Genomic DNA, 22,482 nt, shown 5'->3' with positions numbered 1-22,482 from the left:
GGCCGGGATCACATTCGTCCCCGGCCTGTTTAGCGACTTATTTAACGTGGCTGCAAGCCGGCCGGCTCAAATCACCACGGGATAAGTGGTGCTCATAGTCGCAACCGGCCTTTCCGTCAAGCCGGCCATCGGATAACCGGTCAAAAGACCCTATATTGGCTCCACAAGCCGCCGTTCCGGCGCCTGCAAAGGATCAGGCCTTGCCGTTTTCGCTTCCCGCCGACGCCCACGGCATCCTCCCCGATCGCATGATCGTGGCGATGGCGGAGGCCGGCTTGATCATTCCCGAATATGATTTCGTCGAGAGCCAGATCCAGCCGGCGAGCTTGGACCTGCGGCTCGGCGACGTCGCCTACAGGGTGCGCGCGAGCTTTCTGCCGGGGCCGGGATCGACCGTCGCCGAGCGCATCGACGAATTGAAGCTGCACGAGTTCGCGCTCGCCGACGGCGCGGTTCTGGAGACCAACTGCGTCTACATCGTGCCGCTGCTGGAGAGCCTGGCGCTGCCGAAGGACATCGTCGCGGCCGCCAATCCGAAGAGCTCGACCGGGCGGCTCGACGTGTTCACCCGCGTGATCGCCGACGGCACGCGACGCTTCGACATGATCGGCGCCGGCTATCACGGTCCGCTCTACGCAGAGATCAGCCCGAAGACGTTTCCGGTCCTGTTGCGCGAAGGCTCGCGCCTGTCCCAAGTTCGCTTCCGCTATCGCGACGCGGTCCTGTCGGAGGACGAATTGATCGCGCTGCACCAGGCCGAGCGGCTGGTGGATCGCGATGATGCGGATCTCGCCGGCGGTGTCGCTCTGTCCGTCGACCTCTCAGGCAGCAATGCGAACGGCTATGTCGGCTACCGCGCCAAGCGCCATACCGGCGTCGTCGACGTCGACCGCCGTGCCGGCTATCCGGTCGAGGAGTTCTGGGAGCCGATCAAGGCACGGCCCGACGGCAGCCTCATCCTCGATCCCGGCGAGTTCTACATCCTGGCCTCGAAGGAAGCCGTGCAGGTGCCGCCGGACTACGCCGCGGAGATGGTGCCGTTCGATCCGCTGGTCGGCGAATTCCGCGTCCACTATGCCGGCTTCTTCGATCCCGGCTTCGGCTATGCCGGCGCCGGCGGGCAGGGCTCGCGCGCGGTGCTCGAGGTGCGCTCGCGCGAGGTGCCGTTCATCCTCGAGCACGGCCAGATCGTCGGCCGCCTAGTCTACGAGAAGATGCTGGCGCGGCCGAACGCGATGTATGGGCGGCGGATCGGATCTAACTATCAGCTGCAGGGACTAAAACTATCAAAGCATTTCAGGTGACAAGCACTTCCATCTTTCTGGTCTGTTACCAGTTGGCAAACGGTTGCTGGTTGCCGGTTAGTTGTCTAAACATGCTGGATGCATAACGGTCTGTCATGCCGGAGACGAAGTCTACAAGCATATATAATAGCTGAGAAGGATTCAGCCTATCAACTTGATCTGTCAGTTCATCCGGGTGGTCTGCCTGGAAGTAGTTATCCCATGGGAAAATCAAGAGCAGTTTGCGCTCTAAATCTGATACTTTGTTTAGTCCCCCACGATGCAAGAGCGTTTCAAACGCTTCGGCAAAAATGTCCAACAGTCCATATATGACGTTCTTGCCAGCAATTTCATTCTCGATCTTGCCGCGAGAATTGTGGACTTCTTTGTGGCTGATTGATTTGATGTCCGCGATTGCGTCGCCGAGCTTTGAATCCTTAAGCAATTCTCCCCTATATGTGCCCTCCATAATCGCGGTCAGTTTATCGAGAAACACCACTTCTGCCTCACGCACCAGTTCAGTAGTCGCGTGGGTCCTGAGATATCGAAGCCGAGCCATCTTTGAAGTTCTCTTTAGGTCTTTATACCGCTTCATTCTCTCGGTTTGGTTCGGCTTGTAGGAGCTTCGGCTGGCGATTGACAGGAGCATTTTCTCGGCGGCCTCGAATTCGAGAACGCTTGAGCGTACTGCATCTTCCAAGTCGGCCGAGACGTACGCGATGTCGTCTGCCGCTTCGACGATGTAGGCCAGCGGGTGTCTGGCGAATTCAAAGTCTTTCCCGTCGGTTTCGAGTTCCCTCATGCCGAGCTTGGAGAATATGTACTTTGCCTGCTCGGCTTCCTCCGACATGACGCCGTACTTGTCTGATACAGCAAATCTCGACGTCCGCGGATATTTTGAGAAGGCTCCGAGGACTGCGAGAGACATCTGCAATCCACCTTCGCGCCCCCAGCCTTGAAGGTAGGTGAGAACTCGAAAACCTTGCGCGTTACCATCAAAGCGTTGAACATCTCGTCGTATATCTTCAGTAACTTGGCTCAGATTGGGATAGCGCTGGGTCTGAGCAAATCGTGCGTCGAACCAGCCCTTGATCGCATCTTCACCTGCATGTCCGAAAGGAGGATTCCCGATATCGTGCGCCAGACACGCGGCGGCTGTAATCTCTACGAGATTTGCGGCGAAATCGATCGCGTCTAGTCCTGTGGTTTGCCAAGCGTTGGACTCTGCCAATCGGCGGCCAACGTTTAAAGCTAAGCGTCGGCCAATATTGCTTACTTCGAGCGTATGTGTGAGACGTGTCCTCGGATAGTCTGTTTTTGGAAACGGCAGCACTTGAGTTTTAGCCTGCAATCGCCGGAATGCTGATGATGAGCAAAGGCGTGCCGCGTCCTGTTGAAAGACCCAAGACCTATTTTCTGTTTCTGGCCGCTTGTCGACGTCCAAGTTAGTTGGCCAAAAGAAGCGTTCTTCGTTAAGCAGCGCGGCCCATTCCATGTCGCCCTCCCTGTTTATAGGAGTAAGTCGTATCGCGCTTTGGTTGCATCATCAATGGCCTTGATCCAAAAGGAGAGCGAGCCGCTCTAGGATCGATCTATTGGTGATCAACTAGGTATCTTAATGCAGCTACTCGCCGGAAGCGTACCCCCAATGCGCTCACCGCACTGGGTGCGCTGGGGCGATGTGCTACGACAACGGCAGCTATCAAGCCATCGAACGATAAGACGGCCGCGACCTGCGCGGCCGAGCGGGGAGCTGAGATGTCCGAGATCGGCCTGGCCGACACTCCGGTCGGCGAGGGGCGTGCATTGCCGCCCCCCGAGAAGCCGATGCGGAATAAGCTCGTCGACGGCCCCATCCTGCGCACCCTGCTGTCGCTGGCCTGGCCGAACATCATCGCCAACACGGCCGGCACCTGCGTCGTCATCGCCGAGACCTCCTATATCGGCCGGCTCGGCATCGAGGCGCTGGCGGCGATGGCGCTGGTGTTTCCGCTGGTGATCCTGACCATGACGATGTCCGGCGGCGCGATGGGCGGCGGTGTGGCCTCGGCGATCGCACGGGCGCTGGGCGCCGGCGACACCGATCGCGCCTCGACGCTCGCCTCGCATGCGCTGCTGATCGCGCTGCTGTTCGGCGCGACCTTCATGATCGGCATGCTGGTGTTCGGCCCGGCCTTGCTGGAGTTGCTCGGCGGCCGCGGCGCGGTGCTGAGCCATGCCACGGCCTATCTGCAGATCTTCTTCGGCGGCGCGATCCTGCCCTGGCTGATGAACTCGATGGCCGGCATCCTGCGCGGCACCGGCAACATGAAGCTGCCGTCGTTCATGATCCTGAGCTCGGCGATGCTGCAGATCGTGCTGGGCGGCACGCTCAGCCTGGTCCTCGGGCTCGGTATGCGCGGCGTCGCCGCCGGCGCGCTGCTGGCGTTCTGCGTCAGCATCTCGGTGATGGGCTGGTACCTATTTTCGGGGCGCGCGCGCGTCCGGCCGAAGCTGCGCGGCCTCAGGATCAGCGGCGCGATGTTCGCCGACATTCTCAAGGTCGGCGCCGTCGCCTGCTTCTCGCCGCTGCAATCCGTGCTGTCGATCGCGATCTTCACGCATATGCTGGCGTCGTTCGGCACCGCGGTGCTCGCCGGCTACGGCATCGGCGCGCGGCTCGAATTCATGATGACCACGGTCGCCTTCTCCGTCGGCATGGCCTCGGTGCCGATGGTCGGCATGGCGATCGGCGCGCAGCGAATCGCGCGCGCCCGCCGCATCGCCTGGACGGCGGGGCTGGTGTCGTTCGCGTCGGTTGGCGCGCTGTCGACGCTGATCGCGATCGTCCCACAATTGTGGGTCGACATCTTCACCCAGGACGAGAGCGCGCGCGGCGCCGGCCGGCACTATCTGCAGGTCGCCGCGCCGATGTATGCCTTCATCGGCCTGGCGATCTCGATGTACTTCTCTTCGCAGGGCGCAGCCAGGGTGATCGGTCCGGTGCTGGCGCAAACGGTGCGGCTCGTGTTCATCGCCGCAGGTGGCTCTTATCTGTTGAGCCATGCCGCGACCGAGGGCGACTTCTTCATGCTGGCGGCGTCCTCGATGGTGCTGCTCGGCGTGCTGACGCTCGCGAGCGTCATGCTCACGCGGTGGGGGCCGAAGCCGGCCGCGGCGCTGGAGCTGCGCCCGGCCGTGCTGGCGGCCGGACGCGGTCCTGACGCGCACGCGCCGCCCCCGGCGCGTGTCGGCTGAGCCGCTATCCGCGCAGCCTGCCCAACGTGTCATGCATTGCGCGCGCGCCGAGCTCCATCTGCTGCTCGATATAGGGCGCGATCTCGTGCGGCAGCACGTCGGTGGTCCAGATCACCCGGCAGCGCTCCTCGCCTTCCGCGATGATCTGAAACGACGCACTGTGCTGGCTGATGCGTTCGTTCCTGATGGCGTAGACGAGGCGCCGGCGCTGATCGTTGCAGTCGACCAGCTGCTCGCGCACCACGCTGCCGTTGGCGAAGCTGACAATGCGGACGTCTCCGTCGAGCCTGGTGCCGGTCACGAAGCCGCGCGCCACCCTGGTATGAACGGCGCCGAAATCGCGCACTGCGTCCCACACTGCACCGGCCGGGGCCGCGATCGGAATGTCCTTCTGGATGGATGCCATGACGCTGACCTCACGGACATACGGCTTCGACGTTGTTGCCGTCGGGATCGATCAGGAAGCCGGCGTAATAGGTCGGGCTGTAGTCCGTGCGCGGCCCGGCGCCGCCATTGTCGCCGCCTCCTGCCTTCAAACCCTCGCTGTGGAATCTGGCGACCGCCGCGTGGTCCTGGGCGCGGAACGCGATATGCGCGGTGCCTTTGCTGGCGCCCTTGTCGAGATACAGCCACAGCGCCGGCTGCCCCTTCGGGCCGATGCCCGCCGACGCCTCGTCCTTGGAGCAGAGGATGTGGCCGAGCGGCGCCAGCGCGGCGGTGTAGAAGCGGACGCTGGCGTCGAGATTGCCGACCCTGAGGCCGATATGATCGTACATCGATGATCTCCATGCTTCGCATGCGGCTGCCGCACGCGCCGGGATCATCCAATCAATGGCGGCTCAGACGGTCTTGGAGAATCTTGCGCTCGCCGCGCGAGGCCTTGCGAAACTTCGCCGGCGACACGCCGGCAGCGCGCGAGAAGGTGCGGGTGAAATTCGACAGATCGGCAAAGCCCGAATCGTAGGCGATGGCGGTGACCGGCGTATCCTCCTCGCTGAGGCGCCGCGCGGCGTGCCGCAGGCGGGAGCGGATCAGATATTGATGCGGCGTCACGCCGATCGTAGCGGCGAACATCCGGAGGAAATGAAACGGGCTGACGCCGGCCTCGCCTGCCGCAGCCGCCAGGTCGATGTCATCATGCGCATTGTCGTCGATCCACAACGCGCTCTCGACCGCGCGCCGTCGGTCGCGAGGGCCTGGTGTCGCGGCGCGCGCCTGCTGGCCCGTGGCGGTCGCGACGAAGCGGCTGGCGATGATATGGCCAATCTCGTCGAGGCCCAGGGTCTGCTCGCGCGCGGCGACGGCCTCTGCGAGCTCAGCGAGGACCATGAGCTCCGGCAGCGGCGGCATCGCGCCGGCCCGCCAGGCCTGCCTGTCGCCGCCGATCTCGTCGATCAGCGCATCGTCGAAGAAGAACGACAGGCATTCGTCGCCGCAGACGTGGTCGTGCGTACACATGAACTCATCGCCGGGATGCCCGACCAGCAGCGCGCCGGTGACCAGCTCGAAGACGCGGCCGCGGTGCCGACAGCCGAAGCTGCCCTTGCGCACATAGGACAGCGAGTAGCCGGCATACTGCTCGACATAGGGACGCTCGCCCGGCATCGCTGCACAGCGGAACTCGGACACGGTGACGTCACGGCTTTCGAACAGGATGGTGGCGGTCATCCTGCAAATCTAGCGCATTGCGGAGGAAAGTGGAGGGCGATGCGCGAGATAATATCGCGCGACGCGAGGCGTCCGCTTACGACGCGCGCGGCCGGTCGACGGCGAGAAACGCGTCGAACAGCGTCAGGCCCGCATGAGGCCGTGCGCCTTCGAGCGACAGCAGCCGACGCTTGGAGACGATGCCGCTGTTGGGCGACGGCTTGTCGAGGCCGTTGCCGATGTCGCGGACGCGATGGCAAGGGACGATCAGGACGAACGTATTCTTGGTCAGTGCCTGCGCGATCGAGTTCAGCGCCTTGGGCACGTGCAGTTCGTCTGCGATCGCGTCGGCGGTGCGCGTCTCGCCGCGCGGAATCGCGCGAATGCAATCGTAGACGCGCTGGTTGAAGGGCGTGACGCCGTCGAGGTCGAGCGCAACGTCGGAGAAGTCGACCTCCTGCCCGCGCAGCATGGCCGCGATGCCTTCGATGGCGAGTTCAGTATTCGAACACGGGCGCTGCTCCCGTGCGTCGGGAAACTGGCGAAACAGGCGCCGCCGCGTCTCGATTTCCCGCGCTTCCGGCAATTGTACGCCGGTGATTCCGGCATCGCTCCATGCAATGCCGCAACGGCCGAGGGCCGTATCAAAGATCGTATACCCACGCCCCATGACGCCACCCCAACCCCACGCACATCATATCATCGTCACGATCGCCCGCATCAACTTTGTTTACAAAGTGTTAACAGCGCGGCGTGACGGGGGCGGGTTTGCCCTGATTTGGGTGATGGTTGTCAAGCGTTGCGTTGCGATCTCTGTTGTCGCAGGCGAGACGCGATCGATCAGAGCTCAGACGAGCGGCTCACCATTCCGGTGCGATCGCCAGCAAAATCAGGATCATGCGCGAGCCACAGCTCGAGGAGGCTTAGGAAGGTCACGGCGATCCCGACCGTGATGCTGACATGCATCGCCGATGTATGCGCGAACCCGAGCAGCCACGGCGCTGCAATCAGCCATACGCCAAGCGCAACCTTCAGCCACTCCTCCCAATCGGCGAACGCCACGAGGCCGCCGAACGAGAGCGCGACGACGGCAGCTCCCGCCAGCTCAGCATCGATCCGGCCGGCGCTGCGCGCGAAGCCGAACAGCGCGGGCGCGAAGGCCAGGAACAGGCCGCAACCGAGCGTGTAGAGGTCGAGCGCCGACGGGCCCGACATGAAGGCGAGGGTTTTCGAGGGGGCGGTCGGAGACTTGTGGCCATGGCTCTGCATGATGTGAACTCCCAGCACACGGCGCGGCGACGCGAGCGCCGGCTCCAATGGCAAGGCGAGATCGCCCAATCTGTTCCCGAGACTTGCGGTTGCGACCGATCACGATCGGGCGATCCGGCCATCGCAGACCTTTCGCGTTCGCCGTCTGGGCCCGCGGATCGCGCGGCAACAAGCCGCTTGGCGAAACGCATCGTGTCGGCTAAGCATTGGCGAGCGCGGGCGTAGTTCAATGGTAGAACGGCAGCTTCCCAAGCTGCATACGAGGGTTCGATTCCCTTCGCCCGCTCCAAGCTCCGCATTGGATGCCGACAATGCGAAGGTGAATTGTCCACCGCTTCCGATAGCGCCGGATAAGACGAGTACGCGGTCTATGCTGCGCGATGAGGTGCAGCTGCGGCGTCAGGACGGTATGCGTTGCGCGCGCCCGGTGGAGGGCGGACCTCCCCTGCCGCTCCGCACTTTCGCTGCAAATCGATCAGGACCGCGCGGTTTCGAACCTGACACCAACCCCACGTTCGCGGGAGATCGTGAAGATGGGCGTCGCGGCAGGTGCAGACCTTTTGGCTGTCGCGATCGACTGACGGGCAGGGACCGTGCGCGCGCCGGAGCGTCGTTGCGGCCCTGGCTTCCTCAACCTGCGCGGCTGACGACACGGCGGCCGGCCGGAGGAGCGGTTCTGAAGATCGTCCGGTTGCCAAGATGCAGCTGGGACATGATCACGCCTCTCATCCTCGAAAAACTGCCATCGAATACACCTTTAAGGTGTATTTCAATTGACTGGAAATTCCTGAGGGCGCAAGTTTCGCGAGTATATATTTTCATTACAATCATAGATCAAGCCCAATCATGGATTGTTAAGGGGCCGGATCGGCCCCGACATTCGTTTCGGCAAGGGGGAACGTCCAGTGGCAGAGCAGCCTGTCTCATCGACGGGAGTCGATAACTATTCCCGATACGGCGACTATCTTTCCGCGCAGATGCAGTCCAACCGCAGCTTCGGTTACGGTCTGTTCATTTGCAGGATGCAGGCGGCACCAGGTCCCGTCTGCTCGGCATTCTGGCTCTACTCCAACGCGCCCTCGGCGGCGCAATCGCCCGACGTAGCGCAGAACTGGAATTGGAACGAGGTCGATTTCGAGTTCGTCCCCTTCACCCAGGCGACCCAGGCGGCCTACGCCACCTTCGCGGGCGGGCTGCCAAAACCGAATGACCTGCAAACCTTCGGCGCAACCGTCGCTCTGGGAGATCCGCGTTCGCAGACACTCGATCCGGCCGCGACCTCTTGGACACTCGGCTTCACGCGGACCGATGAGGCCATCGCGCAGCAGATGTGGGCCTACTACAATACGTGGATGGGCGCGCCGGGCGCTCCGCCCAGCGGCGGAACGTTCGTCCTGGAGGACGGCACGACTGGCGCCAAGACCGGTGATCTTGCTTACAATATCAGTTCCGGCGACCTGCAGACAGCGCTCAACAAACTCAACAGCGGCACCGGCTTGTTCGGCGCAGGGCCGGTCACGGTCACCGTCGCGGCGTCGGGCGGTTCGGGAAACATCAACAGCGGCCAGCTCAATCAGATCGATATCACCACGGCTGGCCTGATCGGACAGCTTTCGGGCGGCGAGGCGGTCTCCGCCGTGGGTAACCCCGGTCTGCTTCCCGAAGGGACCTTCATCACCGAGGTCGACCAATCGACGTCGATCGTCACGCTGAGCCAGGCCGCCAGCGCGCCCGTATCAGGCCAGACCTTTCAGTTCACCCCCGTGAACGTTTGGTCGGTTGGCCTCGCCGGTAGCCAGCCAGTCAAAGACGTGCTGATCATCGATACAAGTGATCTCACGCCGGAGGGCACGCTCGGAAGCGTGATCGCCGGCCTCAGCGGTCCCGGTGGCAACGAGGAGACCGCATTCAATGTCTCCGTCTTCCAACCCCTGCACGCGCCGGCGCGCGGGTCGACCTGGTGGGAGTTGCTCGTCGACCAGACCGGGCCCAATTTGATCTGGCCTGACGCGACGACCTGGAAATATCCGCTGACGTCGCTCGCGGCTCCATCCGACCTCGACATGACCAATGCCGTGGCGCTCAACTACTGGCGGAGCCCTGCCGGCCAAGCCTCGAATACCGTCGATTTCACCGGATGGCCCGACGTCACGCACACCGGAATACTCCGGGTGAGCCCCATACCCGGCACGAGCGATCCGAACTCCTTCACCTCGGCGGTGCTCAACAACGAGGCGTATCTGTTCGACACGTCTGGAAACTTCGCGCCTTACAGCGAGTTTCATACGTACACCATCGCGTGGACGCCGACGCGTGTGGCGCAGTACATCGACGCGCCGAACGGCGGCCGCGACATCTCCAATGCCACCCCGGTCGCGGTGTTCGACCGCACTGATTTCCCGTCTGTCGCCAAGTCCGGACCACAGGCGCCGGGCGCGGAGATCCCGTGGATCAGCAGCGAAATGAACATGCCGGTGGGGAACGTCACGATAAATCTCGCCAACTACGTCGCCTTCATGGCTGCCGGTGCGGGACCAAACCCTCCGGTCGAGACGACAGGCAGCCTCACCGCAAATTCGACGGCCGTCACCGTTTCCGATCCATCGGGGATTTTCGCCAGCCAAGTCGTCTCCGGGGCGGGAGTGCCGGCGGGAGCGACGGTGACGGGCGTCAACGGAAGTATTGTGACGATGAGCCTCGCCGCCACGACGAGCGGCACGGGGGTCCCGCTGCAATTCGTGCCGACCGCCACGGTCACGACGACAGGCGACCTCGCGACCGGATCGCCGACGATCTCCAACATCGCTGCGGCGCAGGGAATCTTCGTCGGCCAGCAGGTCTCGGGGGCAGGCGTCCCGGAGGGGACGACGGTGACAGGCGTCGCGCCGCCCGATGTGATCATGAGCGCCAACGCCAGCGCGAGCAGTTCGGGAGCGCCGCTGACCTTCACCACATTGTTCGACGCGACGACGACCGGCGATCTGACCCAAGGTTCGACGATCATCACCAACGTCGCCAATCCCTCGATTGCCCTCCCGGGCCAGTCCGTCTCCGGTCAAGGGATACAGAATGGGACGAGCGTGGTCAGCGTCAACGACACCATGGTCAAGCTGACCCAGGCCGCCGCCGCGAGCGGGACGGGCGTCGCGCTGACGTTTGCCACGATGCAGTCCGGCGTCGGGTGGTCGGGTCCCCCTCCCGGTTCTGACTTCACCAACGTGGCGGCCTTCGTGCAGACGATCGGCTGGTACCCGCTCATCCCTTTCAAGTCCGGCAAGGACACGTCGGATTTCGACCTGCAGAGCGACGATGCCCTGTGGCTCGATTTCTCCGACGGAACGTGGACTGCGAGCGATTTCGCGACCGACTTCTCGAAATATTTCGGCATCCTCTACGCGCAGGACTTCACCAGCGCGGGCGGCGCCGGCTCGGCTCCGCTGCGCGATTCGAAGAGCCCTCTCGCCGTATCGTGGGTGGGGGGGCCCAACGGCACTGGCGCCATGCAACTCGCCTGTGCATCGTCGGTGGCCGATCCGGCACGCAATTTCTTCGTCCTGCTCCCGAGCCAGGAAAGTCCGGGCGTGTTGGGCCCCGGCAATCCTCTCGTGCGCGCCGTGGTTCAGTCGACCGGGATCACTTTGAGCGCCAACGCGACCCAAAATGGCGACGCGTTGCTGACCTTCACCAGCACGACCACAGGCGATCTGTTCGAAGGAATAACGGCGATCTTCAACGTCGCAGACCCGTCGCTCGTCCAGATCGGTCAGTCCGTATCCGGACAGGGAATCGCGACCGGCACCGTGGTAACCGACGTCAATGCATCGGCCGTCACCATCAATTGGCCTCCGACGTCTTCCGGCACGGCGGTCGCGGTGACCTTCGTCAGCACGACGACCGCGACGCTGATCCAAGACGAGGCCGCCGTCACCCTCGCTGACCCCTCGTGCGTCGTTGCGGGCCAAGCGGTCACCGGGACAGGAGTGCCGGCGGGCACGACCGTGGCGCGTGCGAGACAATACTACGCCGCAACCAGCTCGGTCGGCACGCCCACCGCGTTCTACGCGCCGCCGGCGAACACGAGCGTCGAGCTCTTCGTAGGCGTCTGGACCAGTTCGGCCAGCTACTTCCCCCAAGCGACGGTCCAGCCGTACTACACCGCCGAGATCATTGCTTCGACCAGTGCGGAGGGGGCGGTGTCGTGGGCGATCAAATCAGATCCGAAGGGAGCCCTGACCATCGATCCGAGCAACCCGTTCCGCATCGCCGTCGCAGCGCCTTCCGGTTAATCGGATCGCTGGCGGTTTCGGCCAGGTAAGGTTCGCCGAGGCCGGCGCACGGACCTCGCCGGCGTGCCCTCGCCAGCATGCCCTCGGCGCGAGACCAGGGATGCGAGCGGGTCAGCCGCGGGCTGAGCCTGAAACGGCAGTCTGTGGCGCCACCCGCTTCGCATAGATCGCCTCGATCTCCGTCGCGAAAGCACGCTCGATCGCCGGGCGCTTGTTCTTCAAGGTCGGCGTGATCAGGCCTTCCTGTATGGTCCACGGCTCCAAGGTCCAATGCACGGCTTTCGGCGTCGCGTAGGAGGGATAGGCCTTCACGGCGCGGGCGATGTGCCGCAGCAGCGATGCCGCCTCGGCCTCGGTGCCGCGCTGGCCGTGCGCCGCGAGCCGCGCCTGCTGCTCGGCCCAGCCCTTGGCATTGAGCACGACGATCGCGGCCAGGAACGGCCGGTTCTCGCCGATCACGATTGCCTGCTCGAACAGCGGATCGGTCAGGATCGCGGTCTCGAGATCGGCAGGCGCGATCTTCTCGCCGGTCGAGGTGACGAGGATGTCCTTGATCCGACCGGTGATGGTGATGCGTCCCGCATCGATGCGGGCCTGGTCGCCGGTGTGCAGCCAGCCGTCCGCTTCCTTGATCCGCGCGGTTTCCTCCGGCCGGCGCCAGTAGCCGAGCATCACGTTCGGGCCGCGCACCATCAGTTCGTCATTGTCGCCGATGCGCACCTCGATGCCGGGCAGGGCGCGACCGACGGTGCGCGGGTCGTTGTCGTCGGGCGTGTTGACGCTGACGACGGGCGAGGTCTCGGTCATGCCGTAGCCCTGCAGCACCTCGAGCCCGAGCGCCAGGAACAGCCGCACCACTGGCTCGGCGATCGGCGCGCCGCCGCTGACGGCGACCCGCAGCCGTCCGCCGAACCGGGCCAGCACCTTGGCGGCGACCAGGCGCCGCAGCAGCGGCCACGCGAAACGGTCGAACGCTGACAGGCTCGTTTCGCGCCCATGCTGCGCATCGAAGCGGCGGCCGCCGATCGCGATCGTCAGGTCGAGCAGCGCCCGTTCGAGCGGGTTTGCGGTCCCGCGATGATGCATGACCAGCGAGTAGATGCGTTCATAGATGCGCGGCACCGAGATCAGGATCGTCGGACGGACCTCCACCAGATCTTCGGACAATTGCTTCACCGACCGCGCATAGGCGATGCAGGCGCCGATGGCGATCGGGTAATAATAGCCCGCGGTGCGCTCGAACGTGTGCGACAGCGGCAGGAACGACAGGAACACGTCGTCGGTGTCGGCCGCGAGCCGTTGATGAATCGCCTTGAGGTTGGAGACGACGTTGTCGTGCGACAGCATCACGCCCTTGGGCCGGCCCGTCGTGCCGGAGGTGTAGACGATGGCGGCGAGGTCGTGCGGCGCGATGGCGGCCTGGGCGCCGGAAGGCGCGGCGTTGCCGGCTGCGTTCAACCACGCGTCCAGATCGACGAGGCGCGGATCGCCGGTCGGGCCAGCCGGTTGTCGGTCGGCGCAGACGATGCGCCGCAGTTCGGGAAGGGCCTCGCCGGCCGCCGCGATCTCCTCCCAGCGGGCGTCCGAATCGACCAGCAGCAGCCGGGCGCCGGAATCGGCGAGGATGTAGGCGATGCTGTCGGCGTTATCGACGGCGTGCATCGGCACCGGCACCAGGCCGAGCGACAGCGCCGCCTGGTCCATCGCGAGATGCGCGATCCCGTTCGGCATCAGGATGGCGATACGCTCGCCCCGGTCGAAGCCCTCGGCCGCAAGCGCCCGCCGCCAGCGGGCGACGACGAGATCGATCTCGCGCCAGCTGAAGCTCGCCCATCGGCCGCCTCGCGCGTCGAAATGGCGGTAGGCCGGCTTGTCCGGGCTCTGTGCGACGCGCCAGCGCCAAAGCTCGGGCAGGGTGGTGATGGCGGCCAGCGTGCCGGCCGCCATGGCGTGATCATCGATGGGATTTGATTGCTGCACGCCCGTCTCCGGCGATCCTGGACTCCGTTGCGAGCAGAAGCTCTGCAGCGGCGGATCGCGTCCGACGTTGACGTAGCGCAATCATCGCAAGGCAGGTCGCGCATCCGCGCATGGGAGCCCGGCCATCGCGGCAGGCCGGCACCGCAACGGACGCCGGACCGGTCGGAGCGTCCATCAGGCGCCCTGCGGGACCTTGTCGAGAAATCCGGTGACGCGCTGGATGCGGCCGTCGGCCAGCTCGACGAAATCCGTGCCCTGGATCGGGGCTTCCGCATTCTCGGGGCCGAGCTCCCAGGAAAATCGCAGATGAGGACCGTGGCCGTCCGCAGCGCCGACCAGGCGAAAGCGGAAGTCGGGAAAGCGCTGCTGCACGCCCGCGACCAGGCCATCCACCGCGTCGCGTCCTTCGCCGCGCATCATCGGGTCGACGTAGAGCGCATCCTTGGTCCAGTTGCGCGCGAGCACGGTGCCGCGCTGCGCGGCGTCGCGTTCGTTCCACAGCGCGATGTAGCTCTCGGCGATCTCGGTCGGGTTGGTCATCGGTGCTCTCCATGTTGTGAACGATGAGGAGCCCATCATCGCGCCCGGCGCGCAGCGAATCGATTACGTCGAACGTCATCTCATCCGGAATGACAGAACTGTAAGTTGCCGCCTGTTTGCGCGAGGCCTACGTCTCGCGCGGCGGCGGTGCGGGGAATGCGTCTCATGATGTCCGACACTTGGAAGTGGATTGCCGTCGCGATCTGCCTGGTGCTGTTCACGGCGGATACCGTGCTCAAGCCGCAGGACAAGCCCAATCGCATGGTCTTCTTCGAGCTGCATCGCGGTGAGAGCCCGACGATGATCGGCATGATGCGCGACGACCTCGTCAAGCTGCCGGGACGCGGCGCCAGCCGCATCCGCGATGCGCTGGCGCGTGGCGAGACGTTAACGGTCTGGCAATATGAATTAAAAAAGATTGAAGACGGCAGCTATCAGGAGGTGCCGGAGCGGCAGATCGAGCTCGGCGCCGCCGATGCGCCGCTCGTCACCTTCGGTGCGCGGATTCGGCTGCCCGATAATTAGTTCGATCCGCCGGGGCCGTGAGCGTCGGGAGGCCGATCGTCTCCCGGCTGCTGGCGCGATGTCGGCGCGACCTCGCTTCCCTCTCCCGATCAGACGGCGCGGTGCCGCCTGACCCCACCGCAGTCATTGCGGCGCAGGGCCAGGAGCGGACGGCACAAACTTGTGATTGCATCGACGGCCTCTCTTGACGTCGTCGCATGACGCCATGCCCGCGCGAGCCCTCACCCGCCATCGGGACCGCACCAGCGCCGCTGGGCCGGCGATCCGCGGGACTCGCCTCCCGCCCTGATTGGGGTGTGTCGTGCGAAAGCGCGGCCCCCGGGTTTCTCCGGAGTGCCGTTCGTGCCGCCGTGACGCCGCTGCCGCGCCGATGGGCGAATCATGCCGGGCCTCCGCCTTGCTCGTGGCGCGACCGCCATGTCCGGAACCAGCGTTCGGCCATTTTCGGTGGTAGCGACTCATTGGTGCAGCGGGCTTGCAACACTCGCGGTGAATTTGGCTTTGGTCGCTGCGCTCTCCTGGACAAAAACACGATCTCGAAACACGCTGCATGTGCGATTTGGATTTGGCCTTCGCGTTCCGGTTCTGCGGATGGGGTCGTGATTGCAAGGTCCACCGCAGTCCAAGCATCACAAGAAGCGCATCACACGAAGCGTGCCAAAGTCGGTCAGATCGGTTTCGCCGGGTTGCACTGGGGCTCGACATGAAATTCTGGACGGGATTGCTTGCGGTCGTTCTGTTGCTGTCGGGGGTCGGCGCCAGCCAGGCCGTGGTCCGGATCGCCGATGACCGCGGCGGCCGGATCGGAACCTATGTCGACAAGTACCAGGGCCTGCGGTCTTCCGGGGAGTACGTGATCATCGACGGGCTCTGCGCATCGGCCTGCACCATCGTGCTCGGCGCCATCCCGCACGAGAAGATCTGCGTCACCTCGCATGCCAATCTCGGTTTCCACGCCGCCTGGGATTTCGGCGCCAACGGCCGGGCCGTCACCAATCCCGAGGCGACCCAGATGCTGTACTCGATGTACCCGTCGCCGATCCGCCGCTGGATCACCCAGCGCGGCGGCCTGACGCCCCGGATGATCTTCCTGAAGGGCAAGGAGCTGCAGGCGATGTACAAGCCCTGCTACATGGATGCCCAGGCATCCTCGCCCTCGTCCTCGCATGTCGCGCCCAATGCGCCGGCCATCTCTCCGGCCGCGGCCAAGGCCTCCGCCTCCCATTGATAACGGCTGGCATTTGGGCTGATCGGCCGCCCGACTGCGGCGCTTGCCTGGACCGGTTGCGGGGCTTATCTGGAGTCTGAGGGGCGGGCCGCGTGGTCGGCTCCGGCCGATGAGTACGCCATCATGCAGCCTCTTTCAGCGCCGCAAGAGATACCGTCCGTGTCGCAAGCCCGGCGTCCCGCCGCCGTGCCGGCCATCGCGGCGGGGCTCGCGGCGATCGGGCTCGTCCTCGGGGCCGTGACGATGTGGGCGCAGTACGGGACCGCGGTGTTCTTCGAGACCCTCGCGGCCGGCTTGCAGGCCTGCTTCTGAGAGACAGTGAAGGAGCGCGCAATGCCGTCCAATATCACCCGTCCGCTGGTGATCGTCGGAGCCTTCGCCGCCAGCCTGGTGATCGGGCTGTCGCTGATGTTCCTCGTCATGGGCGGCGGACGCAACATCGCGGCGCCGGCGGCGATCGGCGGCCCGTTCCAGTTGACCGACCAGAGCGGTGCGGTCGTCACCGAGAAGAGCCTGGAGGGGCGGCCGACCCTGATCTTCTTCGGCTTCACCCATTGCCCTGACGTCTGCCCGACCTCGCTGTTCGAGATCTCCGAGGTGCTGCGCGCGATGGGCAAGGATGCCGACAGCGTCAACGCCTATTTCGTCTCGGTCGACCCGGAGCGCGACAATCCGGCCGCGATGAAGGATTACCTCTCTAGCTTCGACCCGCATCTCAAGGGCCTGACGGGCGATCCCGAGGTGCTGGCGAAGGTTCTCACCGAATACCGCGTCTATGCCAAGAAGGTTCCGCTGAAGGACGGCGACTACACCATGGACCACACCGCTTTGGTGTATCTGATGGATCGCAACGGCCGGTTCGTCGCGCCGTTCAACCTGAAGCGGACGCCCGAGGAAGCTGCGGCGGATCTCAAGAAATACCTCTGAGCGCGTTAACGCTCCAGCCGGGCGGCTGCCTCCCGGCCGAATCCAGCCTCGAATTTGCGCTGGGATGCTTTATAAGGCGGTGACCATCGGGACCGCTGATGCCGACCGTCTTGTCAAAGCCTGTGCAATCCACCCGTCTCGCCGTCGCCGGCGCGTTGCTGTGCTTCGCCCTCGCAGCAGCCGGCACCGAGGTGCGCGCCCAAGCGCCGGTGCGGCCGGTCGTCGAGGCGGCGCCGCAGGCCGTCCCTGGTTTCTGGGATCCGCGACGCCGGCCGGAGCGGCCTGATTTGTCGCGCCTCACCGTGATTCGGTTCCTGACCGAGACCGACTATCCGCCGTTCAACTTCACCGGCCCGGACGGCAATCCGGCCGGCTTCAACGTCGATCTTGCCAGGGCGATCTGCGACGAGATCAAGGTCACCTGCACCGTCCAGATGCGCCGGTTCGAAACCCTGCTCGACGCGCTGTCGTCCAACCGGGGCGATGCGATCATCGCCTCGATCGCGGTGACGCCGCAGATGCGGGCGCGGGCCGACTTCTCCGATCCGTATTACCGCGCGCCCGCGCGTTTCGTGTCCCGCCGCGACGCCGTCATGACCGAGATCCGCCCCGAATTTCTCGAGGGCAAGAAAATCGGTGCCGTCGCCGGCACCGCGCACGAGGCCTACCTCAAGGCGATGTTCACCGACGCCGAGATCAAGACCTATCCGAACGACGAAGCGCTGCGGCAGGCGCTGCGCCGCTCCGAGGTCGACCTGATCTTCGGTGACGGCATCTCGCTGGCGTTCTGGGTCAATGGCACCGATTCCGGCGATTGCTGCGCCTTTTCCGGTGGACCTTTCGTCGAAAGCCGCTATTTCGGCGAGGGCGTCGGCATCGCCGTGCGCAAGGGCAACGACCTCCTGCGCCAGGCGCTGAACTGGGCGCTGTTCCGGGTCTGGGAAAAAGGCCGCTACACCGATCTGTGGCTGCGCTACTTCTCGATCAGCCCGTTCTAGAGTTTCACCTGCCGGGTGGGCGAAGGCGTCATGCGCCCGGCCCGCCGTCGCTGCGCATCCACCGTCATTGCGAGGAGCGGAGCGACGAAGCAATCCAGAAGCCTTGTGACGGCTGGATCGCTTCGCTTCGCTCGCGATGACGCCCTGTGTTAGTTTTTTGCTCCTTCGAAACCGGTACTTCAGATGTCCACGATCGATCTCGTCCCGACCAGCCCGAGCGACCTGCGCGCGCTTGCCGAAAACTCCAACGCCTGGCCGTTCGAGCAGGCGAAGGCGATCGTCAACCGGCTGAAGAAGACGCCGAAGGACGAGGTGCTGTTCGAGACCGGCTACGGCCCGTCCGGCCTGCCGCACATCGGCACCTTCGGCGAGGTCGCGCGCACCACCATGGTGCGCCACGCCTTCCGCGTGCTGACCGAGGACAAGATCAAGACCCGCCTGATCGCGTTCTCCGACGACATGGACGGCCTGCGCAAGGTGCCGGACAACGTGCCGAACAAGGAGATGCTGGCCACGCATCTCGGCAAGCCGCTGTCGCGCATCCCCGATCCGTTCTCCAACGAGTATCCCTCGTTCGCCGCGCACAACAATGCCCGGCTGCGCGCCTTCCTCGACCGGTTCGGCTTCGACTACGAATTCGCCTCCTCGACCGAGTACTACACCTCCGGCAAGTTCGATGCGGCGCTGTTGCGCATGCTGGAGCGGCTGGAGAAGGTGATGGCGATCATGCTGCCGTCCCTGCGCGAGGAGCGCGCGGCGAGCTACTCGCCGTTCCTCCCCATTTGCCCGCGCACCGGGCTGGTGCTGTACGTGCCGATCGTCGAGCACGACGCCAAGGCTGGTACGATCTCCTATGACGATCCCGAGACCAAGGAGCGGATGACCGTTCCGGTCACCGGCGGCCATTGCAAGCTGCAATGGAAGCCGGACTGGGCGATGCGCTGGCACGCGCTCGGCGTCGACTATGAAATGGCCGGCAAGGACCTGATCGATTCGGTGAAGCTGTCGGGCAAGATCTGCGCGGCGCTCGGCGGCACGCCGCCGGAGGGCTTCAACTACGAGCTGTTCCTCGACGAGAAGGGCCAGAAGATCTCGAAGTCGAAGGGCAACGGCCTGACCATCGATGAGTGGCTGCGCTATGCCTCGCCGGAATCGCTGTCGCTGTTCATGTATCGCGAGCCCAAGGCAGCGAAGCGGCTGTATTTCGACGTCATCCCGCGCAACGTCGATGATTACCAGCAGTTCCTCGAGGGCTTCTCCAGGCAGGACGCCAAGCAGCAGCTCGGCAATCCGGTCTGGCACATCCATTCCGGCAAGCCGCCGAAGGCCGACATGCCCGTCACCTTCCAACTGCTGCTGACCTTGGTGTCGTCGTCGAACGCCGAGAATGCCGAGACCCTATGGGGCTTCATCGGCCGCTACCGGCCAGGCGTGACGCCGCAAACCCATCCCAAGCTCGATGCGATGGTCGGCTACGCGATCAACTACTATCGCGACTTCGTCGCGCCCACCAAGACGTTCCGCGAGCCGACCGAGGGCGAGCGCGTGGCGCTGCAGGATCTGCGCGACGCGTTGTCGAACCTGCCGGCGGAGGCGACGGCCGAGGACATCCAGAACGTGGTCTACGAGATCGGCCGCCGCGAGCCGTTCCTCGACCACGCCAAGAAGGGCAAGGACGGCCGCCCGGGCGTGTCGCTCGACTGGTTCAACATGCTCTACCAGGTGCTGCTCGGCCAGGAGAAGGGCCCGCGCTTCGGCTCCTTCGTCGCGGTCTACGGCCTGAACAATGCGGTGGCGATGATCGACGGGGCATTGGCACGCAGCGCGTAAGGCCAACGCTGGTCATGACACAAAAGGTGTCGTCCCGGCCTTGAGCCGGGACCTATAGCCACCGGCCAACATGTGGCGGAGGGTCTCCGCCATCTTCTCAACCAATCAGGATTCCGCGGTATGGGTTCCGCTTTCGCCGGGACGACGGCGGAATGCGCGGCGGCGCTTTCCACCGCCGCGCGGCGAGCGAACTACACCCCTTGCAGCACGAAGCGGCGGTCGAGCTTCTGCACCGGGCGGGCGTTCATCGGATACAGTTTGGCGAATTTCGCCACGTCGGCTTCCGCGACCGAGACCGGCTCGCTCAGCAGCAGCCATTCGACCACCTCCGAGCAGGGCGGCGTCGTCAGCGAGCCGGCATAGCGATAATAGGAGCGGCGCGCTGGCAGCATCATGTGGGGATTGATGCGCGGATCAGCCTTGACCGCGGGACCCTCCTTGTCCGGCATCGTCGCGACGATCTGCGCGAAGGCGGCGTTGGGGCGGCCGGTGGTCATGAGCACGCCGAGGACGGCGAGGCCGCCGGAGGCGGCGCGATGCACGAAATGCGCCTCCATCGGATAGTTCTTGCCGCCGATCTGGTGCTCGCTCGGACGATGGAAATGCACCTGCAGCAGCTTGTAGGTGGTGCCCTCGAGCTTCATGGTGCTGCTGCCATCGGCGAAGTTGAGCTGGATGGTGTGGCCGTTGTTGACGATGGTGTCGGCGGTCCTGGCCCAGTTCAGCCTGAAGTCGGGCAGCTGGGCCCGAGTCGAGTGCTCGATGTCGATGGGCGATTGCTGGGTGCCGACGCCGCAGACCTTGTTGGCCGCGTCGAGATCACCCCATTTGGCCGGTCCGGTCGCGCCCTCATAGCTCCAGTGCGGGGCGCCCTCGGCGGCGAAGCCCGGGGTGGCGCAGACGGGGCACAGGGCGAGCCCCGCCAGGGCCTTCAAGACGTGGCGGCGGTCCATGACAATCTCCAAAGGTTCAAGCGTGGGCATGATCGGCTGCGAATCGCGCGCAACAGGAAAGCCGAATCAGGTTAACTCTTGCTGAGGAACCGGTTGCACCCTCGCGAATTCGCCGTCGCTCGGATACAACCTGAGCGGGTCAGCCGCTGAACTGTCCCGGGCAAACGATGCTTGAGTTCGCCGCCCCCTGCCGATACGGTCGGCCGCTCCCGAAAACATCAGCAAACTCAAGCTCAAGCCAGGACCGCGCGAAGGTGCCCAAAATCTACAAAATCTGCTCAGCTTCGGCCTGGCGCGAGGCGGAGCGGCTGGGCGTGTACCGCGGCAGCGCGGACGATCTGCGCGACGGGTTCATCCATTTTTCGACCGCCTCCCAGGTGCCGGAGACGGCGCGGAAGCACTTCTCGGGGCAGAGCGCGCTGTTCCTGGTCGAGGTCGAGGCGGATGCGCTGGGGGCAGGCTTACGCTGGGAGCGCTCGCGCAACGACGAGCTGTTCCCGCATTTGTATGGCGAGCTCGATCTCGGCGCCGTGACCGCCGTTCACCAGATGCACAGCCGTGCCGATGGCGGCCACGACCTTCCGGAATTGAAGCCGTGATCCGCGCTTTCGACCAGCTCTCGCTGCCGCTGCTCCGATGGCTCGACGCCGAGGATGCGCACCGGCTCGCCATCCAGGGCCTGAAGCTGCTGCCGGCGATCAAGCCGCGACCGGATGATGCCAAGCTCGCGGTGCGCGCCTTCGGGCTGAACTTCCCTAACCCGGTCGGCATGGCCGCCGGCTTCGACAAGAACGCCGAGGTGCCGGACGCGCTGCTGCGGCTCGGCTTCGGCTTCGTCGAGATCGGTTCGGTGACCCCGCGGCCGCAGAGCGGCAATCCGCGCCCGCGGCTGTTCCGGCTGGAGCGCGACGAGGCGGTCATCAACCGCATGGGCTTCAACAATGACGGCGCCGAGATCGTGCTGCGCCGGCTGGCCGGCCGCGCTCATCAGGGCGGCATCGTCGGCGTCAATGTCGGGGCCAACAAGGATTCGGCCGACCGCGTCGCCGACTATGTCCGGCTGATCGAGACCTTCGCGCCAGTGGCGAGCTATTTCACCGTCAACATCTCCTCGCCCAACACGCCGGGCCTGCGCAATCTGCAGCAGGCCTCGCAGCTCGACGAGCTCTTGTCCAAGGTGCTCGAGGCGCGCGACCGTATCAGGCGGAAATCCGGTGACACCCCGGTTCTGCTCAAGATCGCCCCCGATCTCAGCCTCGCCGAGCTCGACGACGTCGTCCACGTCGCCCGCTCGCGCGGCGTCGACGGCATGATCGTGTCGAACACGACGCTCGCCCGGCCGAGCTCGCTGCGCGAGCAGTTGCGCGCCAGGGAGCAGGGCGGCCTGTCCGGGCGGCCGCTGTTCCGGCTGTCGACCCGCATGGTGGCCGAGACCTTCGTGCGCGTCGAAGGCGCGTTCCCGCTGATCGGCGTCGGTGGCATCGACACCGGCGGCGCCGCGCTGACCAAGATCCGCGCCGGCGCCAGCCTGATCCAGCTGTATTCCTCGCTGGTCTACAAGGGCCTCGGCCTGGTCGAGAGCATCAAGGCCGACCTGACCTCGACCCTGCTGCGCACGGGACGCGATTCGCTGTCGGAGATCGTGGGCGCCGATGCCGCCACGATCACCGCCGAGGATTGGCCGGTCTAGCGCGCGGTCTATCGTCGACAAAGAATGTAGGGTGGGCAAAGCGCAGCGTGCCCACCATTTGCACGTCAAGGAAGGCGGCGGGAACGCTG

20 protein-coding genes, 1 tRNA gene and 1 riboswitch are annotated in these 22,482 nt (G+C 64.9%); of the genes, 12 read left to right on the top strand and 9 right to left on the bottom strand.

What is annotated here, in order from left to right; genetic code table 11:
• Positions 1–8: 8 nt before the first annotated feature.
• A riboswitch (SAM riboswitch) is annotated at positions 9–88 on the bottom strand.
• Between the two features lie 112 nt (positions 89–200).
• On the top strand, positions 201–1,304 hold the full coding sequence (locus QW845_RS10935) for a 2'-deoxycytidine 5'-triphosphate deaminase (protein ID WP_315801587.1): 1,104 nt from the start codon (positions 201–203) through the stop codon (positions 1,302–1,304).
• A gap of 25 nt (positions 1,305–1,329) precedes the next feature.
• Here QW845_RS10935 and dgt read toward each other — a convergent pair whose 3' ends face one another.
• On the bottom strand, positions 1,330–2,778 hold the full coding sequence (dgt, locus tag QW845_RS10930) for a dGTP triphosphohydrolase (protein ID WP_315801586.1): 1,449 nt from the start codon (positions 2,776–2,778) through the stop codon (positions 1,330–1,332).
• A 263-nt stretch (positions 2,779–3,041) separates the two neighbouring features.
• On the opposite strand from dgt, the gene QW845_RS10925 reads away from it, so the two are divergent.
• Entirely contained in the window at positions 3,042–4,520 is a 1,479-nt protein-coding gene (locus QW845_RS10925; RefSeq protein ID WP_315801585.1) for an MATE family efflux transporter, read from the top strand.
• 4 nt (positions 4,521–4,524) lie between these two features.
• On the opposite strand, the gene QW845_RS10920 is transcribed toward QW845_RS10925, so the two are convergent.
• From QW845_RS10920 to QW845_RS10900, 5 genes are all read right to left on the bottom strand, one after another.
• Positions 4,525–4,926 carry an SRPBCC family protein gene (locus QW845_RS10920; protein WP_315801584.1) on the bottom strand — a complete coding sequence of 134 codons (402 nt, stop codon included), beginning with the start codon at positions 4,924–4,926 and terminating at the stop codon, positions 4,525–4,527.
• A gap of 10 nt (positions 4,927–4,936) precedes the next feature.
• Positions 4,937–5,296 (bottom strand): VOC family protein, encoded by a 360-nt coding sequence (locus QW845_RS10915; RefSeq protein WP_315801583.1) that lies wholly within the window; start codon positions 5,294–5,296, stop codon positions 4,937–4,939.
• A gap of 52 nt (positions 5,297–5,348) precedes the next feature.
• Positions 5,349–6,188 carry an AraC family transcriptional regulator gene (locus QW845_RS10910; RefSeq protein WP_315801582.1) on the bottom strand — a complete coding sequence of 280 codons (840 nt, stop codon included), beginning with the start codon at positions 6,186–6,188 and terminating at the stop codon, positions 5,349–5,351.
• Between the two features lie 76 nt (positions 6,189–6,264).
• Positions 6,265–6,837: a methylated-DNA--[protein]-cysteine S-methyltransferase gene (locus QW845_RS10905; RefSeq protein WP_315801581.1), complete on the bottom strand. Its 573-nt coding sequence runs from the start codon at positions 6,835–6,837 to the stop codon at positions 6,265–6,267.
• Between the two features lie 170 nt (positions 6,838–7,007).
• A complete protein-coding gene (locus tag QW845_RS10900; RefSeq protein WP_315801580.1) occupies positions 7,008–7,436 on the bottom strand; it encodes an SPW repeat protein in 429 nt (142 codons plus the stop codon).
• Positions 7,437–7,651: 215 nt separating this feature from the next.
• Between QW845_RS10900 and QW845_RS10895 the strand changes: the two genes are divergently transcribed.
• Together QW845_RS10895 and QW845_RS10890 are read left to right on the top strand one after the other, a co-directional pair.
• Positions 7,652–7,725: transfer RNA gene (locus QW845_RS10895), tRNA-Gly, on the top strand.
• Positions 7,726–8,341: 616 nt separating this feature from the next.
• Positions 8,342–11,722: a hypothetical protein gene (locus QW845_RS10890; protein WP_315801579.1), complete on the top strand. Its 3,381-nt coding sequence runs from the start codon at positions 8,342–8,344 to the stop codon at positions 11,720–11,722.
• A gap of 111 nt (positions 11,723–11,833) precedes the next feature.
• Here the strand turns inward: QW845_RS10890 and QW845_RS10885 are convergent, their stop codons facing one another.
• Together QW845_RS10885 and QW845_RS10880 are read right to left on the bottom strand one after the other, a co-directional pair.
• Positions 11,834–13,702, bottom strand: a complete 1,869-nt coding sequence (locus tag QW845_RS10885) for an AMP-dependent synthetase/ligase (protein WP_315801578.1) — start codon at positions 13,700–13,702, stop codon at positions 11,834–11,836.
• Between the two features lie 174 nt (positions 13,703–13,876).
• On the bottom strand, positions 13,877–14,242 hold the full coding sequence (locus QW845_RS10880; protein WP_315801577.1) for a nuclear transport factor 2 family protein: 366 nt from the start codon (positions 14,240–14,242) through the stop codon (positions 13,877–13,879).
• A gap of 165 nt (positions 14,243–14,407) precedes the next feature.
• On the opposite strand from QW845_RS10880, the gene QW845_RS10875 reads away from it, so the two are divergent.
• From QW845_RS10875 to QW845_RS10850, 6 genes are all read left to right on the top strand, one after another.
• Positions 14,408–14,767, top strand: a complete 360-nt coding sequence (locus QW845_RS10875) for a hypothetical protein (RefSeq protein ID WP_315801576.1) — start codon at positions 14,408–14,410, stop codon at positions 14,765–14,767.
• A gap of 703 nt (positions 14,768–15,470) precedes the next feature.
• On the top strand, positions 15,471–15,995 hold the full coding sequence (locus QW845_RS10870; protein ID WP_315801575.1) for a hypothetical protein: 525 nt from the start codon (positions 15,471–15,473) through the stop codon (positions 15,993–15,995).
• Between the two features lie 159 nt (positions 15,996–16,154).
• Positions 16,155–16,307 (top strand): hypothetical protein, encoded by a 153-nt coding sequence (locus QW845_RS10865; protein WP_315801574.1) that lies wholly within the window; start codon positions 16,155–16,157, stop codon positions 16,305–16,307.
• 21 nt (positions 16,308–16,328) lie between these two features.
• On the top strand, positions 16,329–16,922 hold the full coding sequence (locus QW845_RS10860) for an SCO family protein (RefSeq protein WP_315801573.1): 594 nt from the start codon (positions 16,329–16,331) through the stop codon (positions 16,920–16,922).
• Positions 16,923–17,020: 98 nt separating this feature from the next.
• Positions 17,021–17,920 (top strand): transporter substrate-binding domain-containing protein, encoded by a 900-nt coding sequence (locus QW845_RS10855; protein ID WP_315801572.1) that lies wholly within the window; start codon positions 17,021–17,023, stop codon positions 17,918–17,920.
• Between the two features lie 183 nt (positions 17,921–18,103).
• Positions 18,104–19,750: a lysine--tRNA ligase gene (locus QW845_RS10850; RefSeq protein WP_315801571.1), complete on the top strand. Its 1,647-nt coding sequence runs from the start codon at positions 18,104–18,106 to the stop codon at positions 19,748–19,750.
• Positions 19,751–19,941: 191 nt separating this feature from the next.
• On the opposite strand, the gene QW845_RS10845 is transcribed toward QW845_RS10850, so the two are convergent.
• Complete coding sequence (locus QW845_RS10845; protein ID WP_315801570.1) at positions 19,942–20,703, bottom strand: carbonic anhydrase family protein; 762 nt, start codon at positions 20,701–20,703, stop codon at positions 19,942–19,944.
• 254 nt (positions 20,704–20,957) lie between these two features.
• On the opposite strand from QW845_RS10845, the gene QW845_RS10840 reads away from it, so the two are divergent.
• Together QW845_RS10840 and QW845_RS10835 are read left to right on the top strand one after the other, a co-directional pair.
• Complete coding sequence (locus QW845_RS10840) at positions 20,958–21,302, top strand: DUF952 domain-containing protein (RefSeq protein WP_315801569.1); 345 nt, start codon at positions 20,958–20,960, stop codon at positions 21,300–21,302.
• A complete protein-coding gene (locus QW845_RS10835) occupies positions 21,299–22,393 on the top strand; it encodes a quinone-dependent dihydroorotate dehydrogenase (protein WP_315801568.1) in 1,095 nt (364 codons plus the stop codon). Before QW845_RS10840 ends, QW845_RS10835 begins: the two co-directional genes overlap by 4 nt.
• Positions 22,394–22,482 lie beyond the last annotated feature (89 nt).

The sequence above is a fragment of the Bradyrhizobium sp. SZCCHNS3002 genome (assembly GCF_032377435.1).
Lineage (GTDB): Bacteria > Pseudomonadota > Alphaproteobacteria > Rhizobiales > Xanthobacteraceae > Bradyrhizobium.
This window is presented reverse-complemented; position numbering and strand designations above follow the sequence as displayed.